Origin of the sequence: Streptomyces sp. NBC_01190, from assembly GCF_045039895.1 — a bacterium.
GTDB lineage: Bacteria > Actinomycetota > Actinomycetes > Streptomycetales > Streptomycetaceae > Actinacidiphila.
This window is the reverse complement of record NZ_CP108580.1, coordinates 1,541,392-1,560,766: the sequence shown is the minus strand read 5'-3', so window position 1 is coordinate 1,560,766 and position 19,375 is coordinate 1,541,392. Positions and strand designations below refer to the sequence as shown.

The following is a 19,375-nucleotide window of genomic DNA, read 5'->3' as shown; positions in this document are numbered from 1 at the left end:
ATCAGTCGCCGGAAGCCGCCGGAAGCCGCCGGAAGCCGCCGGAAGCCGCCGGAAGCCGCCGGAAGCCGCCGGACCCTCGCGAGCAGCGAAAAGCCCCGGGCGGCCCGGGGCGGCCGAGGAGGGCACCGCGGCGGCGCTGATACCCTGGTAGCCCGTGGGCCGGTGGGTTGGAACCACTGAACCGCCGCGACGGCGCTCCCAGGCACGAACGCCGTTTCGACCCTCACCTCGCGACCACGGGAGCCCTCTCTTGGCACTTGCGCCGAAATCCTCCACCACCAAGCACATCTTCGTCACCGGTGGCGTGGCCTCCTCGCTCGGCAAGGGCCTGACCGCCTCCAGCCTCGGTGCGCTGCTGAAGGCGCGCGGCCTGCGGGTCACCATGCAGAAGCTCGACCCGTATCTCAACGTGGACCCGGGCACCATGAACCCCTTCCAGCACGGTGAGGTGTTCGTCACCGACGACGGCGCCGAGACCGATCTGGACGTCGGCCACTACGAGCGCTTCCTCGATGTGAACCTGGCCGGTTCCGCGAACGTCACCACCGGCCAGATCTACTCCTCGGTCATCGCCAAGGAGCGCCGGGGCGAGTACCTGGGCGACACCGTGCAGGTCATCCCGCACATCACCAACGAGATCAAGTCCCGGATCCGGCGGATGGCCGCCGACGACGTGGACGTGGTGATCACCGAGGTCGGCGGCACCGTCGGCGACATCGAGTCGCTGCCGTTCCTGGAGTCCGTACGGCAGGTCAGGCACGAGGTCGGCCGGGACAACGTGTTCGTGGTGCACATCTCGCTGCTGCCCTACATCGGCCCCTCCGGCGAGCTGAAGACCAAACCCACCCAGCACTCGGTGGCCGCGCTGCGCAGTATCGGCATCCAGCCGGACGCGATCGTGCTCCGCGCGGACCGGCCGGTGCCCACCGCGATCAAGCGCAAGATCTCGCTGATGTGCGACGTGGACGAGGACGCGGTGGTCGCCGCGATCGACGCCCCGTCCATCTACGACATCCCCAAGGTGCTGCACACCGAGGGCCTGGACGCCTATGTGGTCCGGCGGCTGGACCTGCCCTTCCGCGATGTGGACTGGACCCAGTGGGACGACCTGCTCAAGCGGGTCCACGAGCCCGCGCACGAGGTGACGGTCGCGCTGGTCGGCAAGTACATCGATCTGCCCGACGCCTACCTGTCGGTGACCGAGGCGCTCCGGGCCGGCGGCTTCGCCAACAACGCCAAGGTGCACATCAAGTGGGTCACCTCGGACGACTGCAAGACCCCGGCGGGCGCGGCGGCCCAGCTCTCGGACGTCGACGCGATCTGTGTCCCCGGCGGCTTCGGCGACCGGGGGGTGGAGGGCAAGGTGATGGCGATCACCTTCGCCCGTGAGAACCGCGTCCCGCTCCTCGGACTCTGCCTCGGGCTCCAGTGCGTCGTGATCGAGGCGGCCCGCAATCTGGCCGGCATCGAAGGCGCCAACTCCACCGAGTTCGACCCGGCCACCGCCCACCCGGTGATCTCCACCATGGCCGAGCAGCTCGACATCGTGGACGGCAAGGGCGACCTCGGCGGCACCATGCGGCTCGGCACCTATCCGGCCAAGCTCGCCGAGGGCTCCATCGTCCGCGCGGTCTACGGCGACCAGGCCTACGTCGAGGAGCGGCACCGGCACCGCTACGAGGTCAACAACGCCTACCGGAGCGAACTGGAGAAGAAGGCGGGCCTCGTCTTCTCCGGCACCTCGCCCGACAACAAGCTGGTCGAGTACGTCGAGTACCCCCGTGACGCGCACCCGTACCTGGTGGCCACCCAGGCCCACCCCGAGCTGAAGTCCCGGCCCACCCGGCCGCACCCGCTCTTCGCCGGGCTGGTCGCCGCGGCGGTCGCCGCCAAGCAGGGCTGAGCGCCCTGGCGGTCCGGGCCCGCCGGACCGCCGGCGATGACAGCATTCGCAGCATTCGCAGCACGCGAAAGCATCGGCAGCATCGTTCACGGACCCCGGAAGGCGCCCCCATGCTTCAGGACACCCCGCAGGAGTGGCAGGTCACCGGCACCTCCACGCCGTTCACCGGCAAGAAGACCAGTGTCCGTACCGACGAGGTGGTCACGCCGGAGGGCGGCACCGTCACCCGGGACTACCAGGTCCACCCCGGCTCGGTCGCCATCCTGGCGCTCGACGACACCGGCCGGGTGCTGCTCATCAAGCAGTACCGCCACCCCGTCCGCCAACGGCTCTGGGAGATCCCGGCCGGCCTGCTCGACATCCCCGGTGAGAACCCGCTGCACGCCGCGCGGCGTGAACTCTTCGAGGAGGCACATGTGAAGGCGGCCGACTGGCGGGTCCTCGCCGATGTATACAGCTCGCCGGGCGGTTCCGACGAGGCGCTGCGGATCTTCCTCGCCCGGGACATCACCGCGGCGGAGGGCGAGCGCTTCGAGGCCGTCGACGAGGAAGCGGACATGGAGACCGCCAGGGAGCCGCTCGACGAGCTGGTCCGCGCCATTCTCGCCGGCGAGCTGCACAACACCGCGCTCGTCACGGGTGTGCTGGCGCTGAGCGCCGCGCTGGCCGGCGCCGGTCTTGAGGCGCTGCGGCCGGCCGACGCGCCGTGGCCGGCCAGGCCCTTCACCGCCGAGGACTGAGCTTTCACCGGGCCGGCTGGCGGGCCGGCCGGTCGGCCGATCAGCGGGGTGGAGGCCGGCGGCCACCGGATGCGATGATCCGATGGGGTGAGCGTCGCCGGTCCAGGTCGCGTCGTACCCGGAGAACCCGGGGAAGGCGCGTACCGGGTGAACTAGGCTCGGCGCACGCCCCTTCACCGCGGGCGACGCGACGACCAACCCACCCAGCCGGGAGCGTGCCCCGTGACGGACCAGGCGCTCGATCCGCCCCCGGCGCGGTCGGCCGGCACGGGCCCCGTGGTCCCGGTCGTCACCGCGATCACGCTCGACGGGGGACCGATCCCCGACCGCCCGCCGCACGGCGTCCTCCCGCCCGGCGCACCCCGTTTCGTCGGCCGCGAGCGGGAACTGGCCGAGCTGCGCGCCGAGATCACCCGCCCCGGCCTCGGCGCCGCGCGCGGCAAGGCGCCCGACCGGGCCCGCGTCCTGCTGGTCGTCGGCCGCCCGGGCGTCGGCCGGACCGCCACGGCGCTGCACCTCGCCCACCAGCTCGCCCCCGACTACCCCGACGGCCTCTTCTTCCTCCGCCTGACCGGAGACGCGGGCGAACCGATCCCGGCGGCCCAAACGGTACGGGCTCTCCTGCACGCGGTGACCGGTGCGGCGCGCACCGGGGTGCCCGCGTCTTCGGGGGGTTCCGTTTCCGTCGCGGCGGCGGGCGGAGCGGCGCCTGCGGGCGGCCCGGTTTCCCGTACGGCGGTGGGCGGGCTGGGGGCTGCGGGGATGCCTACGTCTTCGGGGGGACTTGTTTCCCGTGCGGCGGTGGGCAGGGTGGTGCCTGCGGGGGGTTCCGCACCTTCGGGGGATTCCGTTTCCGGCACGGCAGTGGGCGGGGTTGCGCCCGCTGGGGCCCCTACGTCATCGAGCGCTCCTGTCTCCCGCGCGGTGGGCGGGGCGGCACCTGTGGGGATGTCTGCGTCTCCGAGCGGTTCCGTTTCTGCCCCGGAGGACATCGCCGAGCCCAACGGTGCCCGTGCCTCGTCCCGTGCTACCGGTCCGTCCCCCGCCTTAGCGACCCCGGCCGGCGGAGCGCGGCCCGACGGCCCCGAGCCGGCCGGTGATTCCGGGCACTCGGGCCTGGCCGGGGATTTGGGTGGTGGGGGTCCGGGTAGCGGGCAGCCGCAGGCGTTCGGGCCCGCTGGTGACCGGTTGGGCCCCGAGCAGTCGGGGAGGCCCGTATCGCGGGTCGCGCCCGGCGGCGGGGTTCGCGCGGTCGGTCACCCAGCCGGAGGCGACCCCGCCGCCGCGCTGCGGGCGGCGCTGGCCGGGCGACGGGTGCTGGTCGTACTGGACGACGTGGTGTCGGCGGCCCAGTTGACCGGAGTGCTGCCGGCGGGGACGGACAGCCTGGTCGTGGCCACCTCCGGCGGGCCGCTGGCGGGCGTGGCCGATGTGCGGCCCAGCACCCTCGGCGGGCTGGAGACACCGGCCGCGGTCGCGCTGCTCGGGCAGGCGGTGGGGAGCACCCGGGTCACCAACGACCCGCGCGGCGCCGAAGCGCTGGTGCAGGAGGTGGCAGGCCACCCCACCGCGCTCCGGCTGATCGGCCCCTGGCTCGCCGCCCGGCCCCGGCTGTCCCTCTCCGAGGCCGCCGCGCGGCTGCGGGCCGCCCAGGACACCGCTCCGGCGGCTCCGCCGGCGGTCAGGGCGACCGACGGTCTGGCGCCGCTGGACCTCGCGGAATCCGCTCCGGGGACGACTCCCCGGGCCACCTCCGGCGCCCGGCCTGAGGCGGTCCAAAAACAGGTGGGCTCGGCGGCTGCCGCCGCCTTCGGCCGGCCTCGTGCGTCCACGTCTCCCGCGGCCCCATCCGGCGCTCGTTCCGGGGCGGGGCAGGAGCAGGAGCAGGCAAGCTCGGCGGGTGGCGGCGCTTTTGGCCGACCGGGTGGGTCCAGGCCTCCTGGTGCCGGGCCTGGTGTCCGAACTGGGGCGGTCCAAGAACAGGCGGGCTCGCCGGCTGCCGCCGCCTTCGGTCGGCCGGGTGGGTCCAGGTCTCCTGGGGCCGAGGCGGTGCGGGACCAGGGTGGGTCGAGGCTTTCCGGCCCGGCGTCGGCCGCCGCGGCGCCGGCTTCCCCAGCGGCCGAGGCGGCTGCGGCCGCCGTGGGTTCGGTCACCTCCGCCATGGGCACCGCACCCCCGCAGGGGCCGCCGCCGGGATCCCCCGCGGCTCCCGGGCCCGATCTGCCGCCCGCCCCCGCGACCCCGCGGGAACTCGTCCGGGCCTTCCGGCTGATCCATCAGGACCTCCCCGCCACCGCCGCCCGGATCCTGCGCCTGCTGGTGCTCGCCCCGGCCGGCCAGGCGGACGCCCATGTCGCCTCCGCGCTGGCCGGCTGCTCGGTGTCGGCCGCGCAGGCCACGCTGGACGACTTCGTGGCCGGCGGCCTGCTCACCCCTGGCGCGGGGGAGGGCCGGTACCGGCTGCCGGCCTGCCTGGAGCCGCTGCTGCGCGACCTGGTGGCGAGCCAGGAGCACCCCGAGGACGTACGGCTCGCCCGGGCCCGGATGCTGGAGCGGACCGTACGACTGCTGCTGTCCTGCCGCGCCGCGCTGGCCGGGGAGCCGCCGGCCGACGGACTGCCCGGCGCACTGCGGTTCGGCTCGCCTGAAGAGGCCCGGCGCTGGCTGGAGGCCCGGCTGCCCGCGCTGATGGCCGCCGCCCGTGCGGCGGTCGCCGACGGCGAACTGGACACCTTGGCCCGCCGACTGGTGGCCGCCCTGGTCCGCGCGCTCGTCGCCGTCCCTGCCGCCGCCCCGGCGATCGGCGAACGCTATGAGCTGCACCGCCTCGTACTGGATGTCGCCGAGCGCCGCGGCCTGCACCGGGAGCAGGCCGCCGCCCTGATCAACCTCGCCGACCTGGACGCCGAGTCCGGCCGCCCGGAGGACGCGCTGGACAAGTACCGGCAGGCACTCGGCCCGGCCCGGGCCGGCGGCGACACCGAGGCCGAGGGCCGGATCCTGGAAGCGCTCGGCTCGACGTACCTCGCCCGGCAGGACCTGTCGCGCGCCATGGACTGGTTCGGCCGGGCGCTGGCGCTGCGGCAGGCCCGCGGTGAACTCGGCCACCAAGCGCGGCTGCACGCCAGGATCGGCTCGGTGCAGAGCCATCTCGGCCGCTTCGGCCCCGCCCTGCGCGAATGGCGCGCCGCGGCCGGCGTCCACCGACGGCTCGGCGATCTGCCCGCGCAGGCCCGCGCCCTCGCCGAGGCGGCCAGGGTCCAGGAGTACGCGGGCCACTCCGAGGACGCGCTGCGCACCTGCCGCGACGCGCTCCACTGGGCCCGGCAGGCGGGGGAGCGGCGGCTGGAGGCGGCGGTGCTGCTGCGGCTGGCCGACGCCCTCGACCGGCTCGGCGACCCCAGCGGCGCGGCCCTCCAGCGCGCGGCCGCCCGGCGGCTCCTCCAGCCCGGCGAGTTCCCCGCCTTCTGAGCACAGCCCCGCCCCCGCCGCCCCGCGCCCCCCGCCCCGCCTCCGCAACCGCACACCACCCCGCGTCGGCCCTGTCAGCCTACGAAACTGCCAACGTCTCCGGCCGAACTCACCATTTTGTAAGGCTGGACAGCAGCTCCTCCTTCACTAAACTGGTCCTGGCTGCGTACAACGCGGTCAGGTCCGATGTGTCGCGTCATTCCGCACCATGTCAGGACGTATGGGGGCTTCCGAGTTCTCCCGGCGCTCCGGTTTCTCCGGTTGACCGGCAACCCCCTGCCGAATCCCGCCAGTCTTCCCTGAGTGCAAGGACCGTGATCGACGTGAAGGTGGGCATCCCCCGCGAGGTCAAGAACAACGAGTTCCGCGTGGCCATCACCCCGGCCGGCGTGCACGAGCTCGTGCGCAACGGACACCAGGTGGTCGTGGAGCAGGGCGCCGGCAAGGGCTCGTCCATCCCCGACCAGGAGTACGTGGCGGCCGGCGCCGGCATCCTCCCCACCGCCGACCAGGTGTGGGCCGAGGCCGATCTGCTGCTGAAGGTCAAGGAGCCGGTCGCCGAGGAGTACCACCGGCTGCGCAAGGGGCAGACCCTCTTCACATATCTGCACCTCGCCGCCTCCCGCGCGTGCACCGACGCCCTGCTGGAGTCCGGCACCACCGCGATCGCCTACGAGACGGTCGAGCTCGCCGACGGCCGGCTCCCGCTGCTCGCCCCGATGTCCGAGGTGGCGGGCCGGCTCGCCCCGCAGGTCGGCGCGTACCACCTGATGCGCTCGGCGGGCGGGCGCGGGGTGCTGCCCGGCGGTGTGCCCGGCGTCCAGTCCGGCAAGGCGGTCGTCATCGGCGCCGGTGTCTCCGGCTGGCACGCCACCACCATCGCGCTCGGCCTCGGCTTCCACGTCACGCTGCTCGACAAGGACGTGAACAAGCTGCGCGAGGCCGACAAGGTGTTCGGCAACCGGGTCCAGACCGTCGCCTCGAACGCGCTTGCTCTCGAACAGGCCGTGCTCGAAGCCGACCTGGTGATAGGCGCGGTGCTGATCCCCGGCGCCAAGGCGCCCAAGCTGGTCACCAACGAACTGGTGTCACGGATGAAGCCGGGTTCCGTCCTTGTCGACATCGCGATCGACCAGGGCGGCTGCTTCGAGGACTCCCGGCCCACCACGCACACCGAACCGACCTTCACCGTCCACGAGTCGGTCTTCTACTGCGTGGCCAACATGCCGGGCGCGGTGCCCAACACCTCGACGTACGCGCTGACCAACGCCACGCTGCCGTACATCGTCGAGCTGGCCAACCGCGGCTGGCGCGAGGCGACCGGGCGGGACGCGGCGCTCGGGCTGGGCCTCAACACCCACGAGGGGCAGGTCGTTTACGGGCCGGTCGCGGACGCGCACGGCCTGCACGCCGTTGATCTGCGCTCTCTGGCGGGCTGAATCCGCGCCGGGCGTCAACTCGCCTTCGACGGACGGGTCTTGCCGGTCGAGACCCGTCCGTTCGCGTGGTTACGCCCTTGACAGCCGGGTGTTCGGTTGCCGACACATCGGGCCGTGTACGGCGGATTGTGTTGCTGCGGACCACCGACACGCCATAGAGTCGCGAAGCGTCGGCTGTAGTCACGCCGACCTGTCTAGATGTTTCCTGGTCACCAAGGAGGTAAGACGACTTGTGAATGAGTCGACATTTGCTCCGGGGGGTGGTCAACCAGGAATGACCGTCGGTTCGGTCGCGGTCCGCACCTTCGAGTCCCGCCGGGCCGAGACCAGCGCAGGGACGCAACAGCCGTACGCCATGGCGCCTTACGACAACGACGACCACGAGCTCCAAGACGGTCAGTTCTACGACCCCGACGCGGAGTACGAACCCGATCCGGAGTACGCCGCGACCCTGGCACCCGACGCCGCCCGGCAGCGCCGTGAGCGCGTCGGCCCCACCGGCCGTCCCCTTCCGTACTTCCCGATCCCCAATCCGCTCACCGACCACGGCCCGGCGAAGATCGTCGCGATGTGCAACCAGAAGGGCGGGGTGGGCAAGACCACCTCGACCATCAACCTGGGTGCCGCGCTCGCCGAGTACGGCCGCCGGGTGCTGCTCGTCGACTTCGACCCGCAGGGCGCGCTCTCGGTCGGCCTCGGCGTCAACCCGATGGAACTCGACATCACCGTCTACAACCTGCTGATGGAACGCGGGCTGGCGGCGGACGAGGTACTGCTGAAGACCGCGGTGCCCGGGATGGACCTGCTGCCGAGCAATATCGACCTGTCGGCCGCCGAGGTGCAGTTGGTCAGCGAGGTGGCCCGCGAGTCCGCGCTGGCCCGCGCGCTGAAGCCGCTGATGGCCGACTACGACTACATCGTCATCGACTGCCAGCCGTCGCTCGGCCTGCTCACCGTCAACGCGCTCACCGCGGCGCACTCGGTGATCGTCCCGCTGGAGTGCGAGTTCTTCGCGCTGCGCGGTGTGGCGCTGCTCACCGAGACCATCGAGAAGGTCCGCGAGCGGCTCAACCCGGAACTCGAACTCGACGGCATCCTCGCCACCATGTACGACTCGCGGACCGTGCACAGCCGCGAGGTGCTGGCCCGGGTGGTGGAGGCCTTCGACGACCATGTGTTCCACACCGTGATCGGCCGGACCGTACGGTTCCCCGAAACCACGGTGGCGGGCGAGCCCATCACCACCTACGCCTCCAACTCCGTGGGTGCGGCGGCCTATCGGCAGCTCGCCAGGGAGGTGCTCGCCCGGTGCCACGCCGAGTGAGCCTGCCGGGCGCCGACGAACTGTTCCGGACCACCGGGGGAGCGGCGCTCCAGGCACCGCAGCCGCGGCAGCACTCCGGTGGCGAGGCGCAGTCGCCTTCGGCACCGGGCGACGGGGACGCGCGCGGGGACGGGTCGCGGCAGGACGGCGGGCACGACGGCGAGGCGGACCCGCGGTCGGGCCGCGCCGCCGGATACGACGGCGGCCGGGACAGTCGTGACGACCGCAATACCCGGGACGGCCGGGACGGTCGTGACACCCCGCCCGCCCCCCGCAGGCAGCAGCTCACCGCGGAACGCGCCGGGGTGCAGTCCGCGGCGGCCGGTGTGCCCACCGTGACCGCCACCGTCACCCCGCAGATCCCGTCCCCCTTGCCGGGCCAGAGCCAGGGCCCGAGCCAGGCCCAGCAGCCTTCCGCCCAGGCGCGGCGCAAGGCGTCCCGGCAGAACCGCCGCCCCAGCGGGCGCGAGCGCCACGACGAGAAGATCACCGTCTACGTCTCGGCCGAAGAGCTGATGGACCTGGAGCACGCCCGCCTCGTCCTGCGCGGCGAGCACGGGCTCGCCATCGACCGGGGCCGTATCGTCCGCGAGGCCGTCGCCGTCGTCCTCGCCGATCTGGAATCGCGCGGCGACGCCAGCATCCTGGTCCGCCGGCTGCGCGGCCGCTGAGCCGGCCGGGTCCCGTCACGCGGTTCCGGGCCGCCGCCCGGGCGCGGGCTCCTCGTTCCGGCGCCACCGGGGCGGATAGCCTGCCGTCCTGACCTCCCGCACCTTGGACCCCGATGCCCAGCACCTCCGACGAACCGGCCCGCCCCCGCCGCCCCCTGGGCCGCGGCACCGCACTGCCACCCGTCACGCCGCCTTCTCCGGCCGAGCCGCCTCTTGAGCCGGCGCTGCCCGAGCCTGAGCCCGATCCTGCGCCAGAGCCAGAGCCCCTGCCCGCGCGAGTGCCGGAGCCGGCGGCTGAGCCAGAGCCGGCGCCCGAGCCGGTTGCGACGCCCACACCGGCGGTAGCGGCGCCCGGGCCGGCCGACGAGGCAGGGCAGGCACCGCCTGTGGCGGCCGGGAAGCCACCGCCGGCGGAGGCCGCCGAGAGCGGGAACCGCTTCACCGTGCGGCTGGCCAACTTCGAGGGGCCGTTCGACCTGCTCCTCCAGCTCATCTCCAAGCACAAGCTGGACGTCACCGAGGTCGCGCTGTCCAAGGTCACCAACGAGTTCATGACCTACATCCACGCCATGGGCCCCGACTGGGACCTCGACCAGACCACCGAGTTTTTGGTGGTCGCCGCCACCCTGCTCGACCTGAAGGCCGCCCGGCTGCTGCCGTCCGCCGAGGTGGAGGACGAAGCCGACCTCGCCCTGCTGGAGGCGCGTGACCTCCTCTTCGCCCGGCTGCTCCAGTACCGCGCGTACAAGCAGATCGCCGCGATCTTCGCCGAACGCCTTGAGCGGGAGGCGCTGCGCCACCCCAGGACCGTCGGCCTGGAACCGCAGCACGCCGAACTCCTGCCCGAGGTCGTGCTGAGCATCGGCCCCGAACGCTTCGCCCGCCTCGCGGTGAAGGCGATGCAGCCCAAGCCGAAGCCGCAGGTGTACGTCGACCACATCCACCCCCCGCTGGTCAGCGTGCGGGAACAGGCCGAGCGGGTGATCGCCCTGCTGCGCGAACTCGGCGCGGTCAGCTTCACCGAGCTGACCCGCGACGCCCCGGACACCCTGACCGTGGTCGCCCGCTTCCTCGCGCTGCTCGAGCTCTACCGGGAGAAGGCGATCGCCCTCGATCAGGAGGAGGCGCTCGGCCTCCTCCAGATCCGCTGGACCGGCGCCGCCGAGGCCGGCGCACCGCTGGTGACCGATGAATTCGACCGGGAGCCCTCGGCGGAGTCCGGGCCCGCGGGCAAGCCCGAGCCCGCGGCGAAAGGAGCACAGTGATGACCGACACAGCCGACCTGGCGGGGCGCGCCACCGAGTTGGACCCGGGCAACCCGGAGGGTACGGCCCCGGCGCCGGCCGGTCTGCTCTCCGCCGACGTGGCCGGTCTCGACCTGAAGCCCGCCCTGGAGGCGGTGCTGATGGTGATCGACGAGCCGGCCACCGAGGAGCACCTGGCGAAGGTGCTCGACCGGCCGCGCCGCACCGTCACCAAGGCGCTGCGTGAACTCTCCGACGACTACACCCGCGAGGGCCGCGGCTTCGACCTGCGGCTGGTGGCCGGCGGCTGGCGTTTCTACACCCGGCCCGCCTTCGCGCCGGCCGTGGAGAAGTTCGTGCTCGACGGCCAGCACGCCCGCCTCACCCAGGCCGCGCTGGAGACGCTGGCGGTCGTCGCCTACCGCCAGCCGGTCAGCCGGTCCCGGGTCTCCGCGGTGCGCGGGGTGAACTGTGACGGCGTGATGCGCACCCTGCTCCAGCGGGGGCTGGTGGCCGAAGGTGGGACGGAACCCGAGACAGGTGCGATCCTGTACAGGACGACCAACTACTTCCTGGAACGTATGGGCCTGCGCAGCCTCGATGAGCTGCCGGAGCTCGCCCCGTTCCTGCCGGAGGCGGACGCGATCGAGGCGGAGTCCCAGGAGGGGCTGCCGTCCTTCGATCCGGACGCCCCGGACGAGACAGTGACCACCTCGATTACGGAAACTTGATGCGAAGCAGCGACAGGAACAGCGGCGGCGGCCGGAACTCCCGCGGCGGCAGCGGCGGCAGCGGCGGCGGCACCGGCGGCGCCGACCGGCGCGGAGGCGGCTCCGACCGCCGGGGCTCCGGCGACCGTTCCGGGGGCCGGGCCGGCGACCAGCGGCGCGGTGACGGCCGGGGGACAGGGCAGGGCTCGGCCCAGGGCCAGGCTCAGTCTCAGGGCCAGTCTCAGGGCCAGGGCCAGCAGCGCCCGAGCAAGCCGCGTCCGGAGGAGCGCCGCTACGACGTCGGCACCACCGGCCAGTCCGGTGCCAACAAGCCCGGCGGCATGCCCCGCACCAAGACCGAGGGCCAGCCGGGCAACCGCGGCAAGCGCGGCGGCAGGAGCCTGCCCGCCCGTCCCCGGGAGCTGGACGCGCAGATCGAGGAGCGCAACCGGGAGCGGCACAGCAAGCCCAAGCTGAACCTGCCCAAGACCTTCCCCGGCGCCGAGCAGGAGGGCGAGCGGTTGCAGAAGGTGCTGGCCAGGGCGGGGATGGGCTCGCGCCGGGCGTGCGAGGAGCTGATCGAGCAGCGGCGCGTCGAGGTGAACGGCAAGATCGTCACCGAGCAGGGCCTGCGGGTGGACACCGACAAGGACGAGGTGAAGGTCGACGGGCTGACCGTCGCGACCCAGACGTATCTCTTCTTCGCCCTCAACAAGCCGGCCGGCGTCGTCTCCACCATGGAGGACCCCGACGGGCGCCAGTGCCTCGGCGACTACGTCACCAACCGCGAGACCCGGCTCTTCCACGTGGGGCGGCTGGACACCGAGACCGAGGGCCTGATCCTGCTCACCAACCACGGCGAGCTGGCGCACCGCCTCACCCACCCCCGGTACGGCGTGCAGAAGACCTATCTGGCCGCGATCCAGGGCCCGCTCCCGCGCGACCTGGGCAAGCAGCTCAAGACCGGCATCGAGCTGGAGGACGGCTGGGCGCGCGCCGACCACTTCCGCATCGTGCAGAACACCGGCAAGAACTACCTGGTCGAGGTCACACTGCACGAGGGCCGCAAGCACATCGTGCGGCGGATGCTGGCCGAGGCCGGCTTCCCGGTCGACAAACTGGTCCGCACCAGCTTCGGCCCGATCCCCCTGGGCGACCAGAAGTCCGGCTGGCTCCGCCGCCTGACCAACACCGAGGTCGGCATGCTGATGCGCGAGGTCGACCTGTAACACCCGCCGCTGACATCCCCCGCCCGCCAACTCGCTGGCGATCCGTCCCCGCGGCGGCTTGGATGATCCCATGCGCATCCAAGCCGCCTTCCGCCCCGCCGCTCCTGTGCCCCAACGCGCGTATGCCGCCTGTTGCGCGGGTGGCACCGGTGACCTCGTCCGCGGGGCCGCGGTGGTGGTCCGATGACCGGCGGGAAGCAGGCGGCGACCGGCGCGATGATCGGGCTGGCGCTCGGGGACGCGCTGGGATTCCCCACCGAGTTCAACACGTTGGCGATGATCGAGGCGAAGTCCGGGCCGTGGCGGGGCATGGAGCTGCCCCGGCCGGCCTTCGTCACCGACGACACCCAGATGACCCTCGCCTTCGGGCGCGCCCTGCGAACCGGGGCGGAGCGGGGGCGGCTGACCCCGCTGCGGCTGCTCAGGCCGTTGCGGGAGGAGTTCGTGGAGTGGTGGCGGTCGCCGGAGAACAACCGGGCGCCCGGCCGTACGTGCCTGATCGCGTGTCAGCTGCTGAGCCTGCCGGACCGGATCTGGCAGCAGGCCAGCCAGATCGGCTCCAAGGGCTGCGGCGCCAATATGCGGGTCGCGCCGGCCGGCCTCGTGCCCGGCCTCGATGAGCCGACGCGGGCCGGGATCGCCCAGTTCCAGGCCGCGCTCACCCATGGGCATCCGACCAGCCTCGCCGCCTCCGACCTGACCGCGTACACGGTACGGGTGCTCGCGGAAGGCGTCCGGCCCGCCGAAATACCCGCGCTGCTGCGGGGGTACGTGGCCGCGAACCGGTCGGTCTACCGGCACGACTGGCTCGGCGACCTCTGGGCGTACTCCCACGACCCGACCCCCACCCACTTCATCGAGCGCGGCTGGGACGAGTGCGCCGACGCGCTCGACCGGCTGGACGCGGCGCTGCGGGAGCGCGACGAGGAGGCGGACCCCTGTCTGGTGACCGGCGCCGGGTGGGTCGCGGAGGAGGCGCTCGCCACCGCGCTGCTGTGCTTCCTGCTCTTCCCCGAGGAGCCGCTCACCGCGCTGCGCCGGGCCGCGTACAGCTCCGGGGACTCCGACTCGCTGGCCTGTCTGACCGGCGCCTTCGCCGGGGCGTACCTCGGTGCCGACGCGTGGCCCGCGCCGTGGGCCGAGCGGATCGAGTACGGGGCGGAGCTACGCGCGCTGGGCGGTCTCTGGGATGCCGGGGCCGGCGCCGAGGTGGGGGCCGGGGACGGCCGGATCGGCTGAGAGGGCGGCCCGGCGCACCCGGAGCAGGAAATCCTCCACCCGGCCCCGGTCCGGCTCGGCCGGCAGCGGGGTCCGGGTGACGGCCGCGTCCACCTCGTCGTGCAGGGTCCGCACCCGGGCCCTGACCTCCTCCCAGCTCCGCTCCCCCCGCTTCACCGCCAGCAGCTCCTCCCGGTGCTCCCCGACCGCCACGGTCAGCTTCCCGGTCCGCAGCAGATCCCGCGCGCTGATCAGCAGCCGCAGCAGATGCATCGCGTGTTTCCAGCGCACCTCCCCGCGCGAGCGCAGCTCCTGCTCCAGCCTGGCGAGCTGCTGGGCCGCGTAACCCCGGAAGCTGCCCTCCACCCGCCGGGACAGGAACGCCTCCCGCAGATCGAGCAGTTCCCGCCCGGTGGCGTCCGCGTACTCGATCAGCGGGGAGTGCAGGCATTCGAGCAGATTGGGGTTGGCCCGCAGCGCGAGCCCGCAGAACCGCTCCAGCTCCCAGGAGAACTGCTCGTCCCCCGGCCCGGTGACATGCGTCGGCGGCTTCTCGAACCGCCAGAACAGCGGCGTCGGCGCCACGAACACCCCGCGCCGATCGGTGTCACTGGCTTCTGTCGCCAGTCCGAAGGCCCGCGAGCCCATCACACAGGCGTAGACCGTGTGGTCCCTGACGAGCCAGTGGCCCAGCGAGTCGCGCATGAGGGCGATTATCGCCATACCGTACGACCGCCGCCGGGAATTGCGCCGCTTCCTCTGATGGGCGCGGGGAGCAAGGGGCCGACGAGGACCCTGAGCCGTACGGTGTCCAGGTAATCAGCGGGGCTCCCGGGGCTCGCAGCATTCCCGGGGTCCGGGGTCCGCCGCGCCCCACCGCGTGATCGACGGGCCGTCCCGCCCCCCGGCTGTGACTTACCCTGGGGACCGATCAGCGGCCAGTCCGGCGGCTGTTCCGGCGCGCGTCCCGGCAGCACGGCTGTGCCGGCCGGCCGGGCGGCACCGTACCCCCGCACATCCGTACTCCCGCAGTGAGGACCACCAAGGTGAGGACCGCGCTCGTCATCGGAACCGGGCTGATGGGCACCTCCGCGGCCCTCGCGCTCACCGCCCGCGATGTCGCGGTGTACCTCGCCGACCACGACGACTCCGCCGCCAGGACCGCCGCGGCGCTCGGCGCCGGCGTCGTGGAGAGCCCGCGGGAACCGGTCGACCTGGTGGTCGTCGCCGTACCCCCGGCCCATGTCGCAGCCACCCTCGCCGACGCCATCGGCCGCGGCCTGGGGCGCGGCTACCTGGACGTCGCCAGCGTCAAGGGCGGCCCCCGCCGCGACCTGGAAGCGCTCGGCTGCGACCTCGGCCGCTACATCGGCACCCATCCGATGGCCGGCCGGGAGCGGTCCGGGCCGCTCGCCGCCACCGCCGACCTGTTCGAGGGCCGCCCCTGGGTGCTCACCCCCACCGCGGGCACCGACACCGCGGTGCTCAACCTCGCCCTCGAACTCGTCGCCCTCTGCCGCGCCGTCCCGGTGGTGATGGACGCCGACGCCCACGACCGCGCGGTCGCCCTGGTCTCGCACACCCCGCAACTGGTCTCCAGCATGGTCGCGGCCCGGCTCGAACACGCGGAGGAGGCCGCCGTCCGCCTGTGCGGGCAGGGCATCCTCGACGTCACCAGGATCGCCGGCTCCGAGCCGGGCATGTGGATGGACATCCTCGCCGCCAACCCCGGCCCGGTCGCCGACGTGCTCGCCGACCTCGCCGCCGACCTCGCCGAGACCGTCACCGCCCTGCGCGCCCTCCAGAGCGCCGACGACGACAAGCGCCGGGGCGGCGCGGCCGGCATCCAGGACATCCTCCGCCGGGGCAACGCGGGCCGCGCCAAGGTTCCCGGCAAGCACGGCACCGCCCCCAAGCCGTACGAGATGCTCGCCGTCCTCATCGGCGACCAACCCGGCGAGCTGGCCCGGCTCTTCGCCGACGCGGGCGCGGCCGGCGTCAACATCGAGGACGTCCGGATCGAGCACTCCACCGGCCAGCAGGCGGGCCTGGTCCAGCTCATGGTCGAGCCCCGCTCCGCCGCCCGCCTCTCGGCGGCCCTGCGCGAGCGTGGCTGGGCCCTGCGGGCCTAGGAAGGGGCTGGTCGCTCGGTGCCGGAGGGCGGCCGGGGGACCTTGGTGGGCGGCGCGGGGCTTGTCGGGCGGCCGGGCGAAGCCCGTGGCACGGTGCCGCCCGTGCGGCCGGTAACCTTGGGGGATGGCAGCCGGCCCCCGCCGGGGAGCCGCGACCCCGCGAACCGCGACCGACGTGCACGAGGAAGGCCCACCCCTGTGGAAAATCCGGTAAGTCCGGTGAACCCGGTGATCGTCGCCATCGACGGCCCCTCCGGCACGGGCAAGTCCAGCACCTCCAGGGCGGTGGCCGCCAAGCTCGGGCTCAGCTATCTGGACACCGGGGCCCAGTACCGGGCGATCACCTGGTGGATGCTGAGCAACGGTGTCGATGTGAACGACCCGGACGCCGTCGCCGACGCCGTTGACAAGCCGGTGATCATCTCCGGCACCGACCCCGGCAACGCCGCGATCAGTGTGGACGGCGTGGACGCCGCCGGACCGATCCGTACCGCCGCCGTCACCGCCGCGGTCAGCGCGGTCAGCGCGGTGCCCGAGGTCCGCTCCCGGATGGTGGCCTACCAGCGTGAGGTGGCCGGCGCCGCGCTCACCGGCATCGTCGTGGAAGGCCGCGACATCGGCACCACCGTGCTGCCGTCCGCCACCGTCAAGATCTTCCTCACCGCCTCCGCCGAGGCCCGCGCGGCCCGCCGCAGCAGCGAGCTGAACGGCGCGCAGAGCGTCGCCGACACCCAGGCCGCGCTGATCCGCCGGGACGCCGCCGACAGCGGCCGCAAGACCTCACCGTTGGCCAAGGCCGACGACGCGATCGAGGTCGACACCACCGAGCTCACCCTCCAGCAGGTCATCGAGCGGGTCGTGGCGCTGGTGGAGGAGAAGCGGGCGATCCGGTGACCCCTTCCTCGCGGTCCACCGCGCCATCCGCGACACTCGCGACACCCGTTCCGCCCGCGACACCCGTTCCCCCCGGCCCGCGCGGCGCCGCCGTCGGACGCGGCATCGGCATCGGGCTGATGAACAGCCTGTGGCGCCCCCGGGTGCTGGGTGCCTGGCGGGTGCCCGCGCAGGGCCCCCTCATCCTGGCCGGCAACCACAGCCACAACGTCGACGGCCCGATGCTGATCGGCACCACTCCGCGTCCGATCCACTTCCTGGTGAAGAAGCAGGCGTTCGTCGGCCCGCTCGACCCCTTCCTGCGCGCCATCGGCCAGATCGAGATCGACCGGGAGAGCGTCGACCGCGCCGCGATCGCCAACGCGCTCGGGGTGCTGGAGCGCGGCGGCGTCCTCGGGATATTTCCCGAAGGCACCCGCGGGGTCGGCGACTTCGCCCAGCTCCGGGCCGGACTCGCGTACTTCGCGGTGCGCTCCGGCGCGCCCGTGCTGCCGGTCGCCGTGCTGGGCAGCGCCCGCAAGGGCCGGGTGGTGGGGGCGCTGCCGCCGCTGCGGAGCCGGATCGACGTCGTCTTCGGCGAGCCCTTCCTGGCCGGGGACGGCAGCGGGCGCCGCACCCGGACCGCCCTCGACGAGGCCACCGCGCGTATCCAGGAGCGGCTCACCGCGCATCTGGCCGAAGCCAGGAAGGCCACCGGCCGCTGAACCCGGGGCCCGCCGGACCGGGGCCCCAGAACCCCCGGCCCTCGGACCCCCGCCCCGAACGCCGGCCGCCGCATCCCGGCGGCCGGACCTCCGGGCCCCGAAGCCCGGGCCCCGGACCCCGGCCGACCGGGCCCACCGGCCGCCGTACCCCAGCGGCCCGCCGCCTCACCGCGGCACCGCACGGGTTGCCGCCACACTGGTTACGGCAGCCACCACTGTTGACCGACGGAGAGAACTTCATGGACCAGCACGACGAGCACGGCGACCTCGGCGACGCCGAATACGCCGAGTTCATGGAGCTTGCCGCCGAAGAGGGCCTCGACCTGGACGAGGTGGCCGGCGACCTCGCCGAGATGGGCCACGGCCCGCTGCCGGTGCTGGCCGTCGTCGGCCGGCCGAACGTCGGCAAGTCGACTCTGGTGAACCGCATCATCGGCCGCCGCGAGGCCGTCGTCGAGGACCGCCCCGGCGTCACCCGTGACCGGGTCACGTACGAGGCCAACTGGAACGGCCGCCGCTTCAAGATCGTGGACACCGGCGGCTGGGAGCAGGACGTGCTCGGCATCGACGCCTCGGTGGCAGCGCAGGCCGAGTTCGCCATCGAGGCGGCCGACGCGGTGGTCTTCGTGGTGGACTCCACGGTCGGCGCCACCGACACCGACGAGGCCGTGGTCAAGCTGCTGAGGCGGGCCGGCAAGCCGGTGGTGCTGGCCGCCAACAAGGTGGACGGGCCTTCCGGCGAGGCGGACGCCGCCGCGCTGTGGAACCTGGGCCTCGGCGAGCCCTTCCCGGTCTCCTCGCTGCACGGGCGCGGCACCGGCGACCTGCTGGACGCCATCTTGGCGGCGCTGCCCGAGGCGCCCTCGATGACCTTCGGCGACCTGGCCGGCGGCCCGCGCCGGATCGCCCTGATCGGCCGCCCCAACGTCGGCAAGTCCTCCCTGCTGAACCGGGTCGCGGGCACCGACCGGGTGGTGGTCAACGAGGTGGCGGGCACCACCCGGGACCCGGTCGACGAACTGATCGAGCTCGGCGGCGTCACCTGGAAGTTCATCGACACCGCGGGCATCCGCCGCCGGGTCCACCTGGCCGAGGGCGCCGACTACTACGCCTCGCTGCGGACGGCGGCGGCGCTGGAGAAGGCGGAGGTCGCGGTCATCCTCATCGACGGCAGCGAGACGCTGGCCGAGCAGGACACCCGGATCATCACCATGGCCGTCGAGGCGGGCCGGGCCGTGGTCATCGCCTACAACAAGTGGGACCTGCTGGACGAGGAGCGCCGCTACTACCTGGAGCGCGAGATCGAACGCGATCTGGTCCAGGTGCAGTGGGCGCCGCGGGTCAATGTCTCGGCCATGACCGGCCGGCACATGGAGAAGCTGGTGCCCGCGATCGAGACCGCGCTGGCCGGCTGGGAGACCCGGGTGCCCACCGGGCGGCTCAACGCCTTCCTCGGCGAACTCGTCGCCGGGCACCCGCACCCCATCCGCGGTGGCAAGCAGCCGCGCATCCTCTTCGGCACCCAGGCCGGCACCCGGCCGCCGCGCTTCGTGCTCTTCTCCTCCGGCTTCCTGGAGGCGGGCTACCGGCGCTTCGTGGAGCGCCGGCTGCGCGAGGAGTTCGGCTTCGCCGGCACCCCGATCCAGGTGTCGGTGCGGGTGCGCGAGAAGCGGGGCCGTAAGAAGTAGTCACCGGC

Annotated in this window: 14 protein-coding genes and 1 pseudogene; 14 read left to right on the top strand and 1 reads right to left on the bottom strand. The window is 73.4% G+C overall.

The features are described from left to right. The first annotated feature begins 250 nt into the window (after window positions 1–250). From OG519_RS06615 to OG519_RS06570, 10 genes and pseudogenes are all read left to right on the top strand, one after another. Window positions 251–1,903 (top strand): CTP synthase, encoded by a 1,653-nt coding sequence (locus OG519_RS06615; protein WP_405579880.1) that lies wholly within the window; start codon window positions 251–253, stop codon window positions 1,901–1,903. 110 nt (window positions 1,904–2,013) lie between these two features. Beyond that, window positions 2,014–2,433: pseudogene (locus OG519_RS06610) on the top strand (NUDIX domain-containing protein); the annotation flags it as partial. Between the two features lie 1,398 nt (window positions 2,434–3,831). Next, window positions 3,832–6,114, top strand: coding sequence for an ATP-binding protein (locus tag OG519_RS06605; protein WP_405579877.1), 2,283 nt, complete (start codon window positions 3,832–3,834; stop codon window positions 6,112–6,114). A gap of 323 nt (window positions 6,115–6,437) precedes the next feature. After that, window positions 6,438–7,553, top strand: a complete 1,116-nt coding sequence (gene ald / locus OG519_RS06600) for an alanine dehydrogenase (RefSeq protein WP_405592515.1) — start codon at window positions 6,438–6,440, stop codon at window positions 7,551–7,553. 355 nt (window positions 7,554–7,908) lie between these two features. Continuing rightward, window positions 7,909–8,877, top strand: a complete 969-nt coding sequence (locus tag OG519_RS06595; protein ID WP_405592513.1) for a ParA family protein — start codon at window positions 7,909–7,911, stop codon at window positions 8,875–8,877. Next, window positions 8,862–9,548, top strand: coding sequence for a hypothetical protein (locus OG519_RS06590; RefSeq protein WP_405579874.1), 687 nt, complete (start codon window positions 8,862–8,864; stop codon window positions 9,546–9,548). Before OG519_RS06595 ends, OG519_RS06590 begins: the two co-directional genes overlap by 16 nt. Window positions 9,549–9,661: 113 nt before the next feature. Next, the gene (locus OG519_RS06585) at window positions 9,662–10,813 is read left to right on the top strand and encodes a segregation and condensation protein A (RefSeq protein ID WP_405579871.1); all 1,152 of its coding nucleotides are present in this window, start codon (window positions 9,662–9,664) and stop codon (window positions 10,811–10,813) included. Continuing rightward, on the top strand, window positions 10,813–11,523 hold the full coding sequence (gene scpB / locus OG519_RS06580; RefSeq protein ID WP_405579868.1) for an SMC-Scp complex subunit ScpB: 711 nt from the start codon (window positions 10,813–10,815) through the stop codon (window positions 11,521–11,523). The genes OG519_RS06585 and scpB overlap by 1 nt, the downstream gene beginning before the upstream one ends. Next, window positions 11,523–12,731 (top strand): pseudouridine synthase, encoded by a 1,209-nt coding sequence (locus OG519_RS06575; protein WP_405579865.1) that lies wholly within the window; start codon window positions 11,523–11,525, stop codon window positions 12,729–12,731. The genes scpB and OG519_RS06575 overlap by 1 nt, the downstream gene beginning before the upstream one ends. Window positions 12,732–12,914: 183 nt before the next feature. Continuing rightward, complete coding sequence (locus tag OG519_RS06570) at window positions 12,915–13,970, top strand: ADP-ribosylglycohydrolase family protein (protein ID WP_405579862.1); 1,056 nt, start codon at window positions 12,915–12,917, stop codon at window positions 13,968–13,970. Here the strand turns inward: OG519_RS06570 and OG519_RS06565 are convergent. Next, window positions 13,896–14,654 (bottom strand): DNA polymerase beta superfamily protein, encoded by a 759-nt coding sequence (locus OG519_RS06565; protein WP_405579859.1) that lies wholly within the window; start codon window positions 14,652–14,654, stop codon window positions 13,896–13,898. The two genes, OG519_RS06570 and OG519_RS06565, sit on opposite strands and share 75 nt — an antisense overlap. Window positions 14,655–14,995: 341 nt before the next feature. Here OG519_RS06565 and OG519_RS06560 point away from each other — a divergent pair, with 341 nt between their 5' ends. The 4 genes from OG519_RS06560 to der all read left to right on the top strand — a co-directional run bounded on the left by OG519_RS06560 (window position 14,996) and on the right by der (window position 19,367). After that, on the top strand, window positions 14,996–16,081 hold the full coding sequence (locus OG519_RS06560) for a prephenate dehydrogenase (RefSeq protein WP_405579856.1): 1,086 nt from the start codon (window positions 14,996–14,998) through the stop codon (window positions 16,079–16,081). A gap of 198 nt (window positions 16,082–16,279) precedes the next feature. Then, window positions 16,280–16,975, top strand: a complete 696-nt coding sequence (gene cmk, locus OG519_RS06555) for a (d)CMP kinase (protein WP_405579853.1) — start codon at window positions 16,280–16,282, stop codon at window positions 16,973–16,975. 119 nt (window positions 16,976–17,094) lie between these two features. After that, a complete protein-coding gene (locus OG519_RS06550; RefSeq protein ID WP_405592511.1) occupies window positions 17,095–17,679 on the top strand; it encodes a lysophospholipid acyltransferase family protein in 585 nt (194 codons plus the stop codon). A gap of 239 nt (window positions 17,680–17,918) precedes the next feature. Beyond that, window positions 17,919–19,367 carry a ribosome biogenesis GTPase Der gene (gene der / locus OG519_RS06545; protein WP_405579850.1) on the top strand — a complete coding sequence of 483 codons (1,449 nt, stop codon included), beginning with the start codon at window positions 17,919–17,921 and terminating at the stop codon, window positions 19,365–19,367. Window positions 19,368–19,375: the final 8 nt, after the last annotated feature.